This is a genomic window from Janthinobacterium sp. SUN026, from assembly GCF_030397625.1.
Taxonomy (GTDB): domain Bacteria; phylum Pseudomonadota; class Gammaproteobacteria; order Burkholderiales; family Burkholderiaceae_D; genus Janthinobacterium; species Janthinobacterium kumbetense.
The window spans coordinates 498,213-515,668 of record NZ_JAPQNU010000004.1; the positions used below are offsets into that span (position 1 = coordinate 498,213).

The 17,456-nt window shown below is 64.1% G+C and carries 16 protein-coding genes; 4 read left to right on the plus strand and 12 right to left on the minus strand.

The genetic code is table 11. The features are described from left to right. Nucleotides 1–31 precede the first annotated feature (31 nt). Entirely contained in the window at nucleotides 32–1,426 is a 1,395-nt protein-coding gene (locus tag OX459_RS20590; RefSeq protein ID WP_289906370.1) for a GntP family permease, read from the plus strand. Between the two features lies 1 nt (nucleotide 1,427). Here OX459_RS20590 and OX459_RS20595 read toward each other — a convergent pair whose 3' ends face one another. The 4 genes from OX459_RS20595 to OX459_RS20610 form a co-directional block, all read right to left on the minus strand. Then, complete coding sequence (locus OX459_RS20595) at nucleotides 1,428–2,831, minus strand: sodium:solute symporter family protein (RefSeq protein ID WP_289906371.1); 1,404 nt, start codon at nucleotides 2,829–2,831, stop codon at nucleotides 1,428–1,430. Nucleotides 2,832–2,936: 105 nt separating this feature from the next. Beyond that, nucleotides 2,937–3,752 carry a 3-oxoadipate enol-lactonase gene (gene pcaD, locus OX459_RS20600; RefSeq protein WP_289906372.1) on the minus strand — a complete coding sequence of 272 codons (816 nt, stop codon included), beginning with the start codon at nucleotides 3,750–3,752 and terminating at the stop codon, nucleotides 2,937–2,939. A gap of 24 nt (nucleotides 3,753–3,776) precedes the next feature. Continuing rightward, nucleotides 3,777–4,067, minus strand: a complete 291-nt coding sequence (gene catC / locus OX459_RS20605; RefSeq protein WP_289906373.1) for a muconolactone Delta-isomerase — start codon at nucleotides 4,065–4,067, stop codon at nucleotides 3,777–3,779. 153 nt (nucleotides 4,068–4,220) lie between these two features. Beyond that, nucleotides 4,221–5,330: a muconate/chloromuconate family cycloisomerase gene (locus tag OX459_RS20610; protein WP_289906374.1), complete on the minus strand. Its 1,110-nt coding sequence runs from the start codon at nucleotides 5,328–5,330 to the stop codon at nucleotides 4,221–4,223. Between the two features lie 102 nt (nucleotides 5,331–5,432). Between OX459_RS20610 and OX459_RS20615 the strand changes: the two genes are divergently transcribed. Continuing rightward, a complete protein-coding gene (locus OX459_RS20615; RefSeq protein WP_289906375.1) occupies nucleotides 5,433–6,347 on the plus strand; it encodes a LysR family transcriptional regulator in 915 nt (304 codons plus the stop codon). Between the two features lie 3 nt (nucleotides 6,348–6,350). On the opposite strand, the gene OX459_RS20620 is transcribed toward OX459_RS20615, so the two are convergent. Next, nucleotides 6,351–6,743 carry a hypothetical protein gene (locus OX459_RS20620; protein ID WP_289906376.1) on the minus strand — a complete coding sequence of 131 codons (393 nt, stop codon included), beginning with the start codon at nucleotides 6,741–6,743 and terminating at the stop codon, nucleotides 6,351–6,353. 74 nt (nucleotides 6,744–6,817) lie between these two features. After that, nucleotides 6,818–7,993, minus strand: a complete 1,176-nt coding sequence (locus OX459_RS20625; protein ID WP_289906377.1) for a hypothetical protein — start codon at nucleotides 7,991–7,993, stop codon at nucleotides 6,818–6,820. Nucleotides 7,994–8,111: 118 nt separating this feature from the next. Here OX459_RS20625 and OX459_RS20630 point away from each other — a divergent pair, with 118 nt between their 5' ends. After that, entirely contained in the window at nucleotides 8,112–8,543 is a 432-nt protein-coding gene (locus OX459_RS20630) for a hypothetical protein (RefSeq protein WP_289906378.1), read from the plus strand. Next, nucleotides 8,540–9,937, plus strand: a complete 1,398-nt coding sequence (locus OX459_RS20635; protein ID WP_289906379.1) for a hypothetical protein — start codon at nucleotides 8,540–8,542, stop codon at nucleotides 9,935–9,937. The genes OX459_RS20630 and OX459_RS20635 overlap by 4 nt, the downstream gene beginning before the upstream one ends. Here OX459_RS20635 and OX459_RS20640 read toward each other — a convergent pair. The 6 genes from OX459_RS20640 to OX459_RS20665 form a co-directional block, all read right to left on the minus strand. Further along, nucleotides 9,909–11,252: a PepSY-associated TM helix domain-containing protein gene (locus OX459_RS20640; RefSeq protein ID WP_289906380.1), complete on the minus strand. Its 1,344-nt coding sequence runs from the start codon at nucleotides 11,250–11,252 to the stop codon at nucleotides 9,909–9,911. The two genes, OX459_RS20635 and OX459_RS20640, sit on opposite strands and share 29 nt — an antisense overlap. An 8-nt stretch (nucleotides 11,253–11,260) precedes the next feature. Continuing rightward, on the minus strand, nucleotides 11,261–13,375 hold the full coding sequence (locus OX459_RS20645; RefSeq protein WP_289906381.1) for a TonB-dependent receptor: 2,115 nt from the start codon (nucleotides 13,373–13,375) through the stop codon (nucleotides 11,261–11,263). A 79-nt stretch (nucleotides 13,376–13,454) separates the two neighbouring features. Beyond that, complete coding sequence (locus OX459_RS20650; RefSeq protein WP_289906382.1) at nucleotides 13,455–13,853, minus strand: DUF2946 domain-containing protein; 399 nt, start codon at nucleotides 13,851–13,853, stop codon at nucleotides 13,455–13,457. Between the two features lie 47 nt (nucleotides 13,854–13,900). Next, on the minus strand, nucleotides 13,901–14,470 hold the full coding sequence (locus tag OX459_RS20655) for a PqiC family protein (RefSeq protein ID WP_289906383.1): 570 nt from the start codon (nucleotides 14,468–14,470) through the stop codon (nucleotides 13,901–13,903). Between the two features lie 23 nt (nucleotides 14,471–14,493). Then, entirely contained in the window at nucleotides 14,494–16,125 is a 1,632-nt protein-coding gene (locus OX459_RS20660) for an MlaD family protein (RefSeq protein ID WP_289906384.1), read from the minus strand. Further along, nucleotides 16,118–17,449, minus strand: a complete 1,332-nt coding sequence (locus OX459_RS20665) for a paraquat-inducible protein A (protein ID WP_289906385.1) — start codon at nucleotides 17,447–17,449, stop codon at nucleotides 16,118–16,120. Before OX459_RS20665 ends, OX459_RS20660 begins: the two co-directional genes overlap by 8 nt. Nucleotides 17,450–17,456: the final 7 nt, after the last annotated feature.

The window sequence follows — 17,456 nt, forward strand, 5'->3', positions numbered from 1 at the left end:
CCTGATCACTTTCCGCGCAAGGGCCTGACCGATGTCTTTCCTGATAGTTCTGGCCGCACTGGCCTTTCTCATGCTGGCCGCCTACCGCGGCTATAGCGTAATCCTGTTTGCGCCCGTCGCCGCACTGGGCGCCGTGCTGCTGACCGATCCGTCGGCCGTGCCGGCTGTCTTCAGCGGCATCTTCATGGAAAAGATGGTGGGCTTCATCAAGCTGTATTTCCCCGTCTTCTTGCTCGGCGCCGTGTTCGGTAAACTCATCGAGCTGTCCGGCTTTTCCCAGTCCATCGTCGTGGCGGCCATTCGCTATATCGGCAGCGCGCGCGCGAACGCCGTCATCGTTGCCGTGTGCGCGGCCCTGACCTATGGCGGCGTGTCGCTGTTCGTCGTGGTGTTTGCCGTGTATCCGTTCGCGGCCGAGCTGTATCGCCAGAGCAATATTCCCAAGCGGCTGATGCCGGGCGCCATCGCCCTGGGCGCGTTCTCGTTCACCATGGATACCTTGCCCGGCACGCCGCAGATCCAGAACATCATCCCCACCACCTTTTTCAATACGACGGGCTGGGCCGCACCGTGGCTGGGCACCATCGGCGCCGTGCTGACGGTAATCATGGGACTGGCTTTCCTCGAATGGCGCCGCCGTTCCGTCATGGCGACGGGCGAAGGCTATGGGGCCGAGGCCGAAAAGGCCAAGGCCGACGTGGGCGACCTGCCCCATCCGCTACTGTCGGTAGCGCCCCTGGTGCTGGTGGGGGTGGCCAACTTTGCGCTGACCCGGCTGATTCCCCACTGGTACGGTGTCAGTTACTCGCTCACCGCCGAGGCGTTGCCAGGGCTGCATGCGCCCGTGACCACGTCGATCGCCTCCGTCACCGGTATCTGGGCCGTGGAAGGCGCCTTGTTGCTGGGAATTTTGCTCGTGTGCGCAACGGCTTTCGGGCGCATCCGCGCCGCCTTTGCAGAAGGCACCAAGGCGGCCGTGGGTGGCGCCTTGCTGGCGGCCATGAATACGGCCTCCGAATATGGCTTTGGCGGCGTCATTGCCGCCCTGCCCGGCTTTCTTGCCGTCAGCAACACCTTGCGCAGCGTGCCCGATCCCCTCGTCAACGCGGCCGTGTCCGTGACGACCCTGGCCGGCATTACGGGTTCGGCCTCGGGCGGCATGAGCATCGCGCTGGCTGCCATGTCGGACAGTTTCATCCAGGCCGCGCAACAGGCGCATATTCCGCTGGAAGTCATGCACCGCGTGGTGGCCATGGCCAGCGGCGGCATGGATACCTTGCCGCACAATGGCGCCGTGATCACCCTGCTGGCCGTCACGGGCCTCACGCACCGCCAATCCTACCGCGACATTTTCGGCATCACCGTCATCAAGACGGTGGCCGTGTTCCTCGTCATTGCCCTGTATTATCTGACGGGGCTGGTCTGACCTAGAGCCGTGACGACGATGCCGGCTTCGCCACGGCTTGCGCCGGCTTGAACAGATGGCTGATACCCATGGTCAGCAGCGGACCGGCCAGCGCCAGGTAGGAACTGTCGACGCCGTAGGGATTGCCTGCCAGAAACCAGCCGATGGTGGCGATCACCGAGACAATCACGCCGACAAAGGCGCCGCGCGGCGTGCCGAATTTCGGCGCATAAAAGGCCATCAGCACCAGCACGGCCAGGGTGGCGCGCAGGGCCTTGCCGAGGAAGGCGATCATCAGCAGTTTTTCCGCATACAGCGCCAGCACCAGCGGCAGCAAGCCCGCCACGACGATGGCGATGCGCAGGAACATCAGCGATTTCGCATCGTTCTTTGCCTTGTTGTACCAGGGATCATAAAAATCCTTCATGGCCAGGGTGGCCGATGCCAGGGTGGTGGCGGAAATGCCGCCGAACAGGGCGCCGGCCAGACCGACGATCATGATGCTGGCGGAAAACGCCGGCATGTGGGCGATCAGGGTGGGAAACGCGTCGATCGACTTCATGCCCGGATACAGCACGGCGCTGCACATGCCGATCAGCGCGGCCATCAGGCCGAACGGAATCATCAACGAAGACACGTAATAGCAGGCGCGCTTGGCCACGGCCGGGTTGTCCGTGCTGACGAGAGCCTGGATCACGTATTGCGTGGCGAAGATGGAACCGATGCCGCCGATCATCCACGCGATGATCTGGCCCCAGCCGATCTCGACCCAGTTGAACATCTTGGCCGGCAGCTGCGCCTGCAGCGCGCCGATGCCGCCGCTTGCTTCCAGCGCATATGCCAGCGCCAGGATCACGCCCAGGTACTTGACGATGGAGTGGGCGAAATTCGTGTACACCACCGAGCGCATGCCGCCCAGGCTGACATAAATCACGGTGATGGCGCCCACCAGCAAAATGGCCACCGTTTTATTGATGTGCAGCACGGCCGCCAGCACGGCGCCGCCGCTCGCATACAGGGCCACGGCAACGATGCTCAGCGCGACGATGGTGAGGATGGACGCCGCATAGCGCACGGGTTCGCCGTACGTCTGCGCCAGGATGCCGGAAATCGTCGACTGCCCGCTTTCCTTGTATTTTTTCACCAGCACGATGGCCAGCAGCAAAAAGCCCAGCGACAGCGCCACCAGGTTCCAGGCGGCGGAAATGCCCAGTTCATAGCCCTTCTGGGCCGTGCCGATGCTGACGGAACTGCCGATGAATTCCGACAATAGCAGCGCGCCGATCAGGTAAGCGGGATAATTGCGCCCGCCCGCCGTCATGCCCTCGGCACTGTTGGCATGCTTGCGCACGCTATACGTAATGTACGACATGAGGGCGAAATAGCCCACCGTGACCGCCGCGATGATGATCAATCTGTTTTCCATCTGTCTACTCCAAGTTTGCTTTTTTTCTTATTATTTTTTCAAAAAAGCTTCCCCTGCCGCGTGCCGGTCTTTGCCGGTGGCGGTGCTCAGGGGCAAAGCGAAATCTTACCCTGCCAGCGACGCGACAAAGGCGCGCAGCTGCGCCGTGAAGGCTGGCGCCGCCTCGACATTCGACAAATGCGACGCGGGCACCTGGGCCAGCTGCGCGCCCGCCACTTGCCGCTGCAGCCAGCGCGCATCGTCCACCGTGGTGACGGGATCGTGCTCGCCGGCAATGACCAGGGTGGGCACCGCAATCGTGGCCACCTGCGCGCGCAAGTCCGCCTGCGCCAGCGCTGCGCAGCAGGCCGCGTAGCCTTCGGCATCCTGCCCGCGCAGGGTGGCGATCATGCGCGCCACCGTGGCCGCTTCACGCGCGATGAAGGCTGGCGTGAACCAGCGCGCGGCGGCGCCGTCGGCCACCGTGGCCATGCCGTCGCGGCGCACCTGCGCCGCGCGCGCCAGCCAGGCGTCGGCCGTGCCGATGCGCGCCGCCGTATTCGCCAGCACGAGCTTCGTCAAGCGCTGCGGCTGGTGGATGCCCAGCCACTGCCCCGTCAAGCCGCCCATGGAAATGCCGCAGAACGCGGCACGGGCGATATCCAGGTGGTCGAGCAGCCCCACCACGTCCAGGCCCAGGCGCTCGATGCAGAACGGCGCGCCGCCGCTGGCCGAGCGGCCATGGCCGCGCGTATCGTAGCGCACGACATAAAAGTCGCTGGCCAGGTCCGCCGCCTGGGCATCCCACATGGACAGGTCCGTGCCCAGGGAATTCGACAATACCAGGCACGGTTTGCCGCGCTCGCCGTCGGTGCGGTAATGCAGCAGCGTATCTTCCCCGTTCCAGGTGGTCACGACAATTCCGGTATCCGTGTGTTTCATCGCATGTCTCCTTTGCTCTGCGGGTCAGGCATTGCCGTCGCGCACCGACGATGGATGGCGGCACAGCGGCATCACGTCGATCTGCATGTAGGGGAACAGCGGCAAGGAAGTGAGCAAGTGGTGCAACTCGTCCACGCTGTCCACATCGAAGACGCTGATGTTGGCGTACTGGCCCGCGATGCGCCACAGGTGGCGCCACTTGCCCTCGTGCCGCAGGCGCTGCGCCAGTTCCTTTTCCGTCTGTTTCAGTTGCGCCGCCTGCTCGGCGGGCATGCTTAATGGCAGGTTCACGTTCATGCGTACATGGAATAACATGGTGTCTCCTTAAGATTTTTATAGGCACTTACAACGCCTAACAAAACCGTAGCGAGCGGAAGAGAGTTGCGGTCGAGACGCGCAACTGTACGAAGGTACAGTGAGCATCGCAGACCGTAAATCACGACGCGCAGTAGGTTTTGATAGGCGTCTTCAGGCGCGCTGCATGGTGCGCAGTTTGTCCATATCGATGTCGACGCCCAGGCCCGGCCCCGTCGGCACCTGCAGCATGAAGTCGCGGTACACGAGCGGCTCGCGCAGGACTTCCTGCGTCAGCAGCAGTGGCCCGAACAGCTCCGTGCCCCAGGCCAGTTCGGCAAACGTGGAACACACGTGGGCCGTGGCGGCCGTGCCGACGCCGCCTTCGAGCATGGTGCCGCCGTACAGGCCGACACCGGCCAGGCGCGCCACGGTGGCCACTTCCAGCGCGGGCAGCAAGCCGCCAGACTGGGTGATCTTGACCGCATACACGTCGGCCGCATCGGCCTGCGCCAGCGCCAGCGCGTCGGCGGGACCGTGCAAGGCTTCGTCGGCCATGATGGCCACGTCGAAGCGCTGCGTCAGGCGCGCCAGCGCGGCGCGGTTGCCCGCCTTGACGGGCTGCTCGATCAAGTCGATGCCGCCCGCTTCCAGCGCGGCGATGCCGCGCACGGCGTCCGTCTCGCTCCAGGCCTGGTTGACGTCGACGCGCACGCTGGCCCGTTCGCCCAGCGCCCGCTTGATCTCCAGCACGTGGGCCACGTCGTCCATCACGTCGCGCAAGCCGATCTTCAGCTTGAAGATGCGGTGGCGGCGCAGTTCCAGCATTTTTTCCCCTTCCGCGATATCGCGCGCGGTGTCGCCGCTGGCCAGCACCCAGGCCACGGGCAGCGCATCGCGCACGCGGCCGCCCAGCAATTCCGACAGCGGCACATTCAGGCGGCGCGCCTGCGCGTCCAGCAGCGCCGTCTCGATCGCACACTTGGCGAAGCGGTTGCCCTGGATGACCTTGCGCACCCTGGCCATGGCCTTGGCCACTTCGCTCGCTTCCATGCCGACCAGCAGCGGCGCGATGTAGGTATCGATATTCGTCTTGATGCTTTCCGGGCTTTCGCCGCCGTAGCTCAAGCCGCCGATGGTGGTCGCCTCGCCCCAGCCCGTGATGCCGTCGGCGCAGCGCAGCCGTACCAGCACCAGGGTTTGCGTATTCATGGTGGCGACGGACAGCTTGTGCGGACGGATTGTTGGCACATCGACCAGGTAGGTCTCGATATTTTGAATCATATTTATTCCGTATAATTCTGTAGAGTGGAGACACGATATTCCCCGAATGTCCCCACGTCCAACACCGAGTTGGTATCAAACCTATACCTGAAAGGTATGAAGATGGAATTACGGTACTTGCGCTACTTCGTGGCAGTGGCAGAGGAAAGGAACTTCACGCGGGCCGCCGCGCGCCTGCATATCGCGCAACCGCCGCTGAGCCGGCAGATGCAGCAGCTGGAAGAAACCCTGGGCGTGGCGCTGATCGAGAAAGGCTCGCGGCCCTTGCGGCTGACGGAAGCGGGTGAGTTTTTTCTCGCCCACGCGCGCCCGCTGCTCGACCAGGTGCGCGACCTGAAGGCGATGACCCAGCGCATCGGCAAGCTGGAACGCACGCTGTCGATCGGCTTCGTCGCCTCGACCCTGTACGGGGAATTGCCCGACGTCGTGCACCGCTATTGCGAGCGCCATCCCGAAGTCGACGTGACCCTGCATGAAATGACGACAGTGGAGCAAATCAAGGCCCTGAAGGAAGGCCGCATCGACGTGGGTTTCGGGCGCCTGAAAAGCGAGGATCCCAGCATCCGCCGCATCCTGCTGCGCGAGGAGCGGCTGGTGGTGGCCCTGCCGCCCGGCCACCGGCTGGCCAAGGGGGAAGGCGGATTGCGCCTGACGGACCTGATCCACGAAACCCTGCTCGTGTATCCGAAAGCGCCCCGCCCCAGCTTCGCCGACCAGGTGCTGGCCATGTTCAGCGAGGGCAATGTCACGCCCGGCCCCGTCACGGAAGTGCGCGAGCTGCAGATTTCCATGGGACTGGTGGCGGCCGGCCAGGGCATCTCCATCGTGCCGGAAAGCGTGCAAGCCATGCATCACCGGAACGTCGTGTACCGCAAGCTGGACGACAAGCATGCGTTCTCGCCCATTTTATTCAGCATGCGGCACATGGACCGCTCGCCGGAACTGGACAATCTCCTCGCTGCCGTGTATTCGATCTACGATGAACACGGCATCGCGCACGTCAAGGAAAGCCTGTAGCCCTCAGACAGACAGCGGCGCGTCGGCCAGCAATGCCGGGCGCAGCGCGCGGATGCGCAGTTCCGTGAAATAACCGCCCGCCTCGTTGTAGCGCAGGTAGTGGCGGCCGCAATTGAGGCAGCGTGCTACCTGGCTCAGATTGGCGGGATAGTAGCGCGGCGCGATGGGCGCATCGACGCTGTCGTAGCGCGTGCCGTGCGGGTGATACTCGTCAAACGTCGGTTCCTCGTACGGATCTTCGCGCAGGGTGCCGATTTCTTCAAACCGGTCCAGCTCCAACGAGGTGGGAAGGCGCTGCCAGGCATCCAGCGGAACGACGCAGCAGCTACATTTCTGGGTAACCGCGGCCGACGCGGCGGCCAGTGCGGACAAGGCGGGAAAATCGATGAATACCATGGTTCAGCCTATGCAAGGGGCGGCCCATGGCAACGAGCCGGGCCGCGCCCTTTCATTCTAGCGGAATGCATCTTTCAATGCCCCATGAAGTCATTCCACTTCGGCAGCAGCACGATACTGTTCGGATTGAGCCCCTTGTTTTTCAAGGTATCGACACTACCCGCCACCACCTCCTTTTTCATGTCGATGACGGTGATGCTGCCATCGCTCATGCCCGGCAGGTTGAGCAGCGCGTTCTGCACGAAGGCATAGCGGCCATCCCTGGTGAACGCCACGTGGTGCGCACCTTCGGCGGCAGGGATTGATTTCAATAGCCGGGGCTTGCCGATGCCGCCCGTCAGGTCGAAGATATGCAGGTGGCCCGGCTTGGCCGTCGTCAGGTACAGCCGCGTCGCGCCCTTGTTGAAATACAGCTCCAGCGGCACGCCCGCCTTTTGTTCGGCAAAGTCATGCACCTGGGCCGTGTCGAAATCCTTGGTTGTCGGATTCCACGTGGCGGTCCACACGGTGCCGCCGTACATATTGGCGACGTAGGCGACAGGCAGTTTGCTGCCCGGGACGAACAGCACTTCCACCGGCGCTTCGCCAGACGGCGACGGCTTTTTCGACAGCTTGTGCGTGCCCAGCACCTTGCCCGTGCTAGTTTCCACCACGCTGATTACCTCACCCGCGTCGCCCAGGTCCGTGGGGCGGATAGTGCTCGTCAGCAGAGTGCGGTCGATGCCATCGTGGACGGCCAGGCCATGCGGATATGGTGCCGGCAGCCTGACGGTGCGCCCCGGCTTGTCGTGCACGGCGTCGCCTTCCAGCATGGCCTGCGATCCCATGCAGCTCAGATACCAGCGCTTGTGGTCATCCGAAAAGACGATGTCCTCGCCCACCTGGCAAGTCGGCACCTCGATCACCTTGATGGGAAAGTCCTTGTGGCGCATGTCCATCACGCGCAGCTGCGTCTTGCCCAGCGCCGTGATGTAAGCCTTGCTCATGTCGTGGTTGTAGAAGATATGGTGCGCCACCAGGTCCGGCGGCAGGGCGATGTCGCGCACGATCTTGCCGAAGTTTTTCGACTCGGGATCGACATCGATGATGGCGATACCCTCCTTACGCGACGGCGGCGCGACAGGGCTTTTCAGCGACTTCAATGACTCGGGCGCCTTGCTCTCGTAATTGACCATGGCCAGGATTTCGGCCGACGCAGGCAACACCGCCAGGCATGTCACGGCCAGTGCAAACATCGCTTTTTTCATCATCTCCCCCGCCTTTTCCAAGTGTCGTCGGATCCGCGCCGATCATTCTACGGCCGCACTTTTTCAAACTGGTGTTTTTTTTCAGATGGCCAATGCTGGAAATCTTTCCTAAAATTTAAGCATGAAAAAATACTCATTCCTCCCTCCGCTTGCCAGCCTGGGCCTGGCCATTTTCCTGCTATGCATATCGGCGCAAAGCCAGTCGCAGAGCGACTCTGCGGCAAAACCGCAACAACAGGAACAGCATGTGGCTCTGGCCATCGCGCAGCGCAAAATCGCCGCGAAGCCACCGACGATACGGGTCCGGCAGGACGCCCGGATCACCGTGGATTGGAGTACCGACGAAATAGTCAGTATCCACTTGCATGGCTACGATCAGCTGCTGGAAGTCAAGCCGGGCGAGACAAAAGCCATGCGCATCGACGCCACGGTGCCGGGACGCTTCCCTGTTTCCGCGCACGGCTATGGCGCGCAAACGGATGGCAAGAAGGGCAAACAGCACAAGCATCACCGCGAGGCGCCCCTGATGTACCTGGAAGTGCTGCCGCGATGATGCGGCGCGCCATCGCTTTCGTCCTGCTGGCCGCGCCAGGCATCGCCCATGCGCACGGCTTTGGCCAGCGCTACGACCTGCCCTTGCCGCTCTGGCTATATTTGCTGGGCGCGGGACTGACGGTGGCGCTGTCGTTTGCCTTCCTGGCACTGTGGCGCCGGGATGGCACAGCGACCTGCCAGGGCGACTATGTGCGCCTCGTCCTGCGGCAGGTTCCTGGCGCACGCGCCATCGCTTTCGCACTGCGCCTGCTGGTGCTGGCGTTGTATATTCTGGTGATCGTGGCGGGACTGGTGGGCGTGCAAAACCCCGTGAAAAATATCGCGCCCGCCATGGTGTGGGCCATCTGGTGGGTCGGCATGGCCTACGTGTCGGCGCTGCTGGGCGACTTGTGGGCGCTGGTCAATCCGCTCGACAGCGTGGCGCGCGCGGCGCAGCAACTGTTCCCCCGCTGGCGCGCACCGCTGGCGTGGCCGCGCTGGCTCGATAGCTGGCCGGCGGCGGCCCTGTTCTTCGGCTTTATCTGGATGGAGCTGAACTGGGAAGGCAGCGAGCAGCCGGCCAGCCTGGCCTGGACCATGCTGCTGTATTCTGCCTGCACGTGGGCAGGCATGGCGCTGTTCGGCCGCGCCGCCTGGCTGCGCCATGCGGAAGTTTTCAACGTCGTCTTCGGTCTGCTGGCCCGCTTCGCGCCCGTGACATTCCGCGACGGCGCCTGCTACGTGCGCCCGTATGCGGCGGGCTTGCTGACGGTGGAACCCGTGCGTCCCGCCTGCCTGGTGCTGGTGATCCTCATGCTGGCCTCCGTCAGCTTCGACGGCATGATGGAAACGCAAACGTGGTACGACATCGTCGACGCCGTCCTCGCCGTGGCGCCTGGTGCGCTAGCATGGATCACCACGGCCGCCCTGCTGCTGATGCCGGCCCTGTTCCTGCTGGTGTTCCTGCTGTTTTGCGCGCTGATCGCCCGCTGCGGTGCCAGCGATGGCCAGCCGGCCATACCCTTGCTGCGCGTGGCCGGCCACTTCGTGCTGACCCTGGTGCCGATCGCCATCGCCTACCATTTCGCCCACTACCTGTCTTTCCTGGCGATGGCGGGCCAGTACCTGATTCCGCTGGCGTCGGACCCGCTGGGCCTGGACTGGGACCTGTTCGACACGAAGCTGTACTTCATCCGCCTTGGCATCGTTGACGCCAAGGTGGTGTGGTACGTATCGCTGTTCGCCATCGTCGCAGGCCACGTGGCGGCCGTCTGGCTGGCTCATGTCTGCGCGCTGCGCCTGTACGCCAGTCGCCGCGCGGCCCTGCGCAGCCAGTATCCGATGCTGGCCCTGATGATCGCCTACACTTTGCTCAGTCTCTGGATCATCGCGCAGCCCATCGTCGGCGGCTAGCCCGTGCCAGGAACAGCTCCAGCAGCAACAGCATGCCGCCGGAAACGAGCAGCAGCGGCATCAGCGCACACATGCCCGCCGCCGTCAGCCAGGCCAGGGCCGAGGGCGACGTCCAGGCGCCCGGCAGCAGCTTGGGTAAACCCAGCGAGCCAGGCAAGCGCCGTTTGAAAAACATCACCCAGCCCGACACCAGCGAGAACAGCACGCTGGCGCCGAACAGCAGCAGCACGGCCTGGTTCCACCAACCGAATTCGCCGCGATGAAACGGAATGCCGATGGCCGTCGCCTTGCCGAACGCCGTCTGCGCCTCCCACCCCGCATAGTACAAAGGCTTACCGCTGTAGGCATCGAATTGCAGGTCGAAGCGCAAGGTGGGCTGGCTGCGGTCGGCCATGGTGGCGCGCCACACATCGTCCTGGCTGGCCGGCGCCGTCAGCTGCACGGCGATGGCGGGCGCATGGCTGCGCGCCACCCGCCACGCATCCTGCCAGTCGAGCGGGGCGCCCTCCTCGTTTGAATGCAGGCCGCGCGGCACGGGCGGCGGCGCCTGGCCGCTGATGTCGCGCAGCGCGCGGATGCGCCCACCCGCCTGCTGGCTCCACGTCAGCCCCGTCGTCAGGATGACGACACTGACGATGCCGAGCGCCACGCCAAGAAAAGCATGCCACTGGCGCCAGCCATTGCGCCCGCGCGCGCCCCGCTTCGGCAAGCCCGATTGCGCGCCGCGCGGCCACCACAGGACAACTCCCGTCACCAGCATCACCATCAGCCAGCTGGCCGCCAGCTCGATCATCCAGCGCCAGCCATCGTTTTGCAGCAGGCGCGAATGCAGCTTTTTCGCCCAGTTGCCGAAGCGCTCACTACTGGCCAGGCTACCCAGCACGCGCGCGTCATAGGGGTTCACATATACGACGACGGCTTGCGCGGGCAGGCCGAACTTCGGCCTGGCGGGCGTGGCCGGCGCGGCATGTCCGCCATGGCCCGCATGTTCATTCTGCGCGCCGCCGGGCGGCGCGAACGCCACCTGCACCGCGTCATCCGGTTGAAACGGCGGCACCACGTGCTGCACCGCCCAGCCACGCGGCGCCGCCCGTTCGGCCGCCTCCACCGCGGCATCCAGCGGCAGCATGGCGCCCTGCGGCGCCACATGGTCGAGGTGCTGGTACAGCCTTGCTTCGATCTGCGGCGTGAATACATACAAAATGCCCGTCAGGGTGGCCACCAGGGCAAACGGTGAAGCGATCAGCGCGGCCCAGAAGTGGATGCGCCAATACAGGCTTTTGCACCGTGCGATGAGAAAAGTTGCGTCGTCCACGGCCATCCTCACAGTGCGTTGAAGGTATAGGCCAGGCCGAGCATCACGCTGCGCGGCGCGCCGGGCGTGTACTGGTTCTGGCTGTTCGGCGCATAGCTGCCCGTGCCCGCATAGCTGCTGCTGGCCGAATCGGCATAGCGTTTATCGGCCAGGTTGCGCACCTGCGCCCACGCTTCCAGCCCGCGCGCGAGCTGGTAGCTGACGCGCAGGTTCAGCAAGGCGTGCCCCTTGTACTCCACCGTGTTGGCATTGTTCATCCAGTAGCGCCCCAGGTGCACGGCTTCGAGCGCGATACGCGCGCCCGCCACGGGCTTGTAGCCGATCTCGATCGAAGTGATGTCGCGCGGCGCCTGAGGCATGGTGCGGCCGCTGTAATCGAGGGTACTGGAGACCTGGTAGCGCAGGTAGCGGTGGCGTGCGATGGCCGTGGCGAAGCGCGCGTCAAACGGGCCACTGTCGTAGTTCAGGCCCAGCTCCAGGCCTTCGCTGCGCGTGCGCCCCGCATTGCGGTTTTCGCTGTTGCCCGGCGAAAGCGTATAGCTGACGATGGTGTCGCGCCCGTCGAGCCGGTACAGGGCCGTATCGAGTTTCAAACGGCCCTGCAAAAAGGCCCAGCGCAAGCCCAGTTCATAGTTGTTGTAGACGGACGGCTGCAAGTCGGCGATGCCGGTCTTGCCATACAGCTGGCTCACCTCGGGTGGCGTAAAACCCTGGCTGACGTTCGCATACGCGCTGCCCGCATGGCCGATGGCATAGGTGGCGCCCAGCTTCGGGCTCACGTGCGAAAAGCTGCGCGACTCGTCGGGCGCGCCATAATTGACGCTGCCGCCGGGCGCCAGCTTGTTATGGTAGTCGTAGTGGATGGCGTCCGAGCGGCCGCCCAGCACCACGCGCGTGCCCGCTAGGGGGGAAAACTCCCATTGCGCGAAGACGGCCGTGTTGAGGATTTCCGTCTGGTAGTCGCGCACGCCCTGCGGATTGCTGGCATTGGCCAGGGAGTAGCGCAGGTAGCGGCCCGTGGCGGCATCGTGCACGATGGATAGGTTATCGCTGACAAAGGGATTGTCGCTCTTGTCCACATACACGCCGGCGATCAGGCGCGAACGCAGCCACGCGAATTCCTGCTGGTGTTTCACGTCCAGTCCCAGCGAATCGACGTGGTTATTGTTGATGACGCCCTTGCACAGCATGCCCGCGCAGCTGCCGATGGAATACGCGGGAATCTGCCCATGGTCGTTCTTGCGCGTAAACACGGTGACGGTGCTCGTGCCATTGGCCGTCGTCGCGCCCTCCCACGCCAGATTCATGCGCGTGGTCTTGTCCTTGCGGTAGGTAAACGTGTTCAGGCTCTTGCCCGGGTCATTGCGGTAGTCGTTCTCGAACAAGCTGCCCGTCATCGCCGCATCGAGATCCGTGTGGACGATGGTGGCGCGCAGCTGCGAGGTGGGGCTGAGCGCATAATCGGCGCGCAGCGAGAACGAATCCTTGTCGCCATAGCTGTACTCTTGCCAGTTGTCGCGCGAACGGCGCGAACTGTAATGGGAAAAGCGCAGTCCCAGCGGCCCCCACGTATCGCTGGCGGAAGTGTCGTAGCGGGTGTAGCCGGCCACGTTGTCGCGCCGCACGCCAACCTTGGCCGTGGGTGTCGCGCTGGCGCCGGCTGTCAGGAAATTGACGGCGCCGCCGACGGCATTGCTGCCGTACAGCGAGGAAGCGGCACCCTTCACCACTTCCACGCCGCTGGCACCCGCCATGTTCATCTCGTTGAGCGAATTGTGGTTGAAGACGCCCAGCGGGCGGATGGGAATGCCGTCTTCCAGGTACTGGTAGACGGCATTCGTGCCGATGGGCTGGCGGATGCTCATGCTGTGCTGCTCGTTTCCCAGGTCATTCCAGTACACGCCGGCGATGCGGTTGAGGATATCGCCCATGGTCTTGGGCTTGTCGCGTTCCAGGGTTGCGGCATTGACGACGCCGATGGCCTGCGGCGTCTCGGACAGCCACGCTTGTGCGCGCGAACCGGAAACGACGACGGTGTCGATGGCGTGGTCAAGTTGCTGCGCCCGCGCGCAGGGGTAAGCCACGGTGATGGCGACGGCCAGCACCAATAATTTCTTGTTCATGTGATTCTCGTTTAAGTGTGCGGATGCGGCGCGTCACACCGCAAGGCGGACAGCGCCAACATTGAAAATGCAAAAAGACTTAAACGAGGGTGGGCGGTGCACGCGACTGCGCGATGGACCAGATGAACAGTGGCGATGGGGACTGATAGTACAGGGCCGGGAAAATGGCCGTGCCGCTGGCCACGAGCAGCGGCAGCACGGGGCTGGCGGGCGGCAGGCCGACGGAACCCGCATGCGTGGAACAGAAGGCGCAATGCTCCATCTGCATGGCCTTGCCGCCGGATTTCTCGTCGGCGGCACCGTCATCGACCTGCACGAAGCGGATGCCGGCAACCGAGCAGATTTCCGCCCAGCCGGAGCCCGACTCCTGCTTGGCGTTGGCGACGGCCTGGGAAATCGATGGCGCGAGCGCCGCCAGCAGGATCGCGAAACAGGCGATCCATGCGGCAAAGCGGCGCGTGAACAAGGTCATTCCCATGGCCGCATTTTACCAGCGGCCGCCGGGACTGGGTAGCGGAAAGCGGCTCAGGCGGCCGGGCAGGCGGCGTTGCCGTTATCAAAAGCGCGCACGACGCTCGCCGTATCGGCGGCGATGCGGGCGACGGCGCGGCGGTGGCCCAGCACCAGTTCATCGTAGCCGGCGCCCACCCTCTCATTGGCTATCGTGCGGCAAGTCACCACCTTGCTGCTGGCCAGCTGGCGCACGCTCCACACGGCGTCGATCAGCGCATATTGGCCCATCACGGACTCGAAACGCTGCACATTGGTGCTGATGCGGTACACGGGCAAGTTGTCCGGATGCGGCGTGCGGAACACGTCGATGGCGCCCAGGTCGTTCGTCACGGCCGTCGACAGCGCCTGGCCGATCTCGCCGGCCAGCGGCCCCGCCCAGCGCTGCTGCTCCAGCAATTCGATGCGCCCCGATGGCGCCGTCACGACAAACTGGTTACGGCTCACCTGCTGCGGCACGCTGACGGCCAGCACTTCGACATAGTATTTGACGGGCTTGGCCGGCTGCGCGTCGGCGCCGCCGCTGAGCGTATAGAAATGCTCGGGCTGTGGCGTGGAACAGGCACCCAGCAGGATGGCTGTCATCAAAAGCGCAAGAATTGGCTGCTTCATTTTTTCTCATCTCCTTTTTTACCGCGGATCAGGGACTCGGGGTGGCGTTCCAGGTAATCCGACAGGGCATTGAGCGATTGCAGGGTTTGCGTCAGCTGCTGCAAGGCCTGGCGCACGTCCGACTGCAGCGGCGAATCCTTTTGCAGCACCTGTTCGGCCGTGCCGAAGGTCTGTTTCGCCGCCGTCAAGGTATCGCGCATTTCCGGCACCACCTGACCATCGAGCTGCTTGAACAGGGTATTGGCCTGCTTGATGGTGGCGTTCAGGTTATTGCCGATCTCCGCATACGGTACCTGATCGAGCTTGCGGGCGATGCTGGCGATCTGCGTCTGCAATTCGTCGAGCGTGTTCGGCACGGTCGGCACTTCCAGCGGATACTTGTTCGCGTCGAGCACCACCTTCGGCGCTTTCGGGAAGAAGTCCAGCGCGATGTACAGCTGGCTGGTCAGCAGGTTGCCCGTGCGTAGCTGGGCGCGCAAGCCACGGCTGACCATGCGTTCGAGCAGCTGGTGGCCGGCCGAGCCTTCCTCATCGTCGACAGCGGCCTTGAAGCGCATGCCCAGGCGGGCGGGGTACAAATTGACGGTGACGGGCATGCGGAAGTTCTTCTTCACGGGATCGAACTCGATGCCGACCGAACGCACTTCGCCCAGCACGATGCCGCGGAAGTCCACCGTGGCGCCAGGCTGCAAGCCGCGCAGGGACTGGTCGAAATAGAACACGGTAGTAATGGCTTCGCCATCGGGTTCGCGCATGGCGCTGGCTTCGTCGGCCGCCAAGCGGAAATTGGTATTGGCCGGTGCCGGTTCTTCCGGCTTACGGCCATTTTCCGCCTCGAAGGCGATGCCGCCCACCAGCATGGCCGCCAGGGACTGGGTGTTCAGCTTGAAGCCGTTGGAATCGAGGCGCACATCGACGCCGCTGGCATGCCACCAGCGCGCGTTCTTGCCGACGAACTGGTCGTACGGCGCGTTCACGAAGACGGACATGGTGATGCCGTTGCCATCCTTGTCCAGCGCAAAGCTGACCACCTTGCCCACCCGCAGGCGGTGGAAGAACAGGGGCGAACCGACATCGACGGATCCCAGGCTGTCCGCATGCAGGGTGTACAGCTTGCCCTTCTGGTCACCGGCCACGGCGGGCGGACTCTCCATGCCGATGAAATTCTCCTTTTTGGCTTCCGACTTGCCCGTGTCGACGCCGATGTAGGCGCCCGACAGCAAGGTGCCCAGCCCCGTCACGCCGCTGGCGCCGATCTGCGGGCGCACCACCCAGAAACGCGAATCGGCGGTAGCGAAGCGGCGCGCTTCCTTGCTCATGTCGATCGTCACCAGCACCTTGCTCAAGTCCTCGCCCAGGGTGATGGCGCGCACCTGGCCGATATCGACATCCTTGTATTTGACCTTGGTCTTGCCAGGCTCGAGTCCTTCGGCGCTCTTGAAGCTGACCGTCACCGTGGGCCCCTGGTCGAGGATGGACTTGGCGGCCAGGCCGGCGCCGATCAGTGCGGCCAGCAGCGGGATGAGCCATACCAGCGACGGCAGCCAGCGGCTGCCCTGTTCCACATCAGGCTCGGGCAATGGACGGCCACCCGCTTCGGCAAGGTCGCCTGCTTCTTTGTCAGACATGCTGTTCTCCAATCACTGTATTGTTTCCGGTATTTGTCACCACCACGGGTTCTTCCTCGCCGGGCACCTGCCCGTCGATGGGGTCCCAGATCAGGCGCGGGTCGAACTGCATCGCCGCCAGCATGGTCAGCACCACCACGGCGCCAAAGGCCAGCGCGCCGGGGCCGGCCGTGATCACGGCCAGCGACTTGAAGCGCACCAGCGCCACCGTCAGGGTGACGACAAAGATATCGAGCATGGACCAGCGGCCGATGAATTCGACCATGCGGTACAGGATGGTGCGCTGGCGCGGCCGCCAGCGCGAACGCCGCTGCGCGGTGAACGCCAGCAGCGCCAGCACGCCCAGCTTCAGCATGGGCACGACCACGCTGGCGATGAAAATGATGATGGCCAGGCCCTTCGAGCCGCTGGTCCAGAACAGCACCACGCCGCTCATGATGGTGTCGTCCTGCGCGCCGAACAGCGATTGCGTCACCATCACGGGCAATAGGTTGGCGGGAATGTAGAGGATCATGGCGGCGATCAGCAAGGCCCAGGTGCGGTTGATGCTGTCCGGTTTGCGTACGTGCAGGGCCGTGCCGCAGCGCGCGCAAGCCAGGTGCCTGCCCTTGCCCAGCGGCGGCGCCACCAGGCCGCAGGCATGGCAAGGCAGCACTTTCTCGCCCGGCGCGAAGGCCTTGTAGCGGATGCCCGGCAGCGCTTGCCGGGTCAGGTCGTCGCCCAGGTTCCACAGGGCCTTGGGGTCGAACGAGACGACGATGGCCAGCATCAGGGTCAGCGCGCCAAACGCGAACAGCCCCGGTTGCGGCAGCACCGTGGCCAGGCTGGTCATCTTGACGACGGTGATCAGGATGCCGATCATCAGCACCTCCGTCATGCCCCATTCGCGCGCCGTCTGCACAGCGCGCAGCACGCGGTTAAAGCCGGGCACCTTGACGCCGCCGCGCAAGCCCAGCGCCACGTACAGCAGGAAACCGAGTTCGATTGCGGGAAAGAGGATGGTAAACAGGAAGACCATCGTCGCCACGATATGCATCTGCTCGGACCACAGCACGCGGATGGAACCGAGCAAGGTAGCGCTGGAAGTGAGGCCATTGACGTCGAGTTCGACGATGGGGAAAAACTGGGCGATCAGGAAGACAAAAGCGGCGCCCAGCGTGAGCGCCACCACCTTGGTCAATTCGGCCGATGGGCCCCGCGCGTGGGCGCCGCGATACAGCACCGAGCGGCAACGGATACAGCGCGCCTTTTCGCGGGGACGCAGCGGACGTTTGCGGTACAGCACGCCGCAGTCATGACAACTAATCAGGTCGTATCGGTGCACAGTGTGA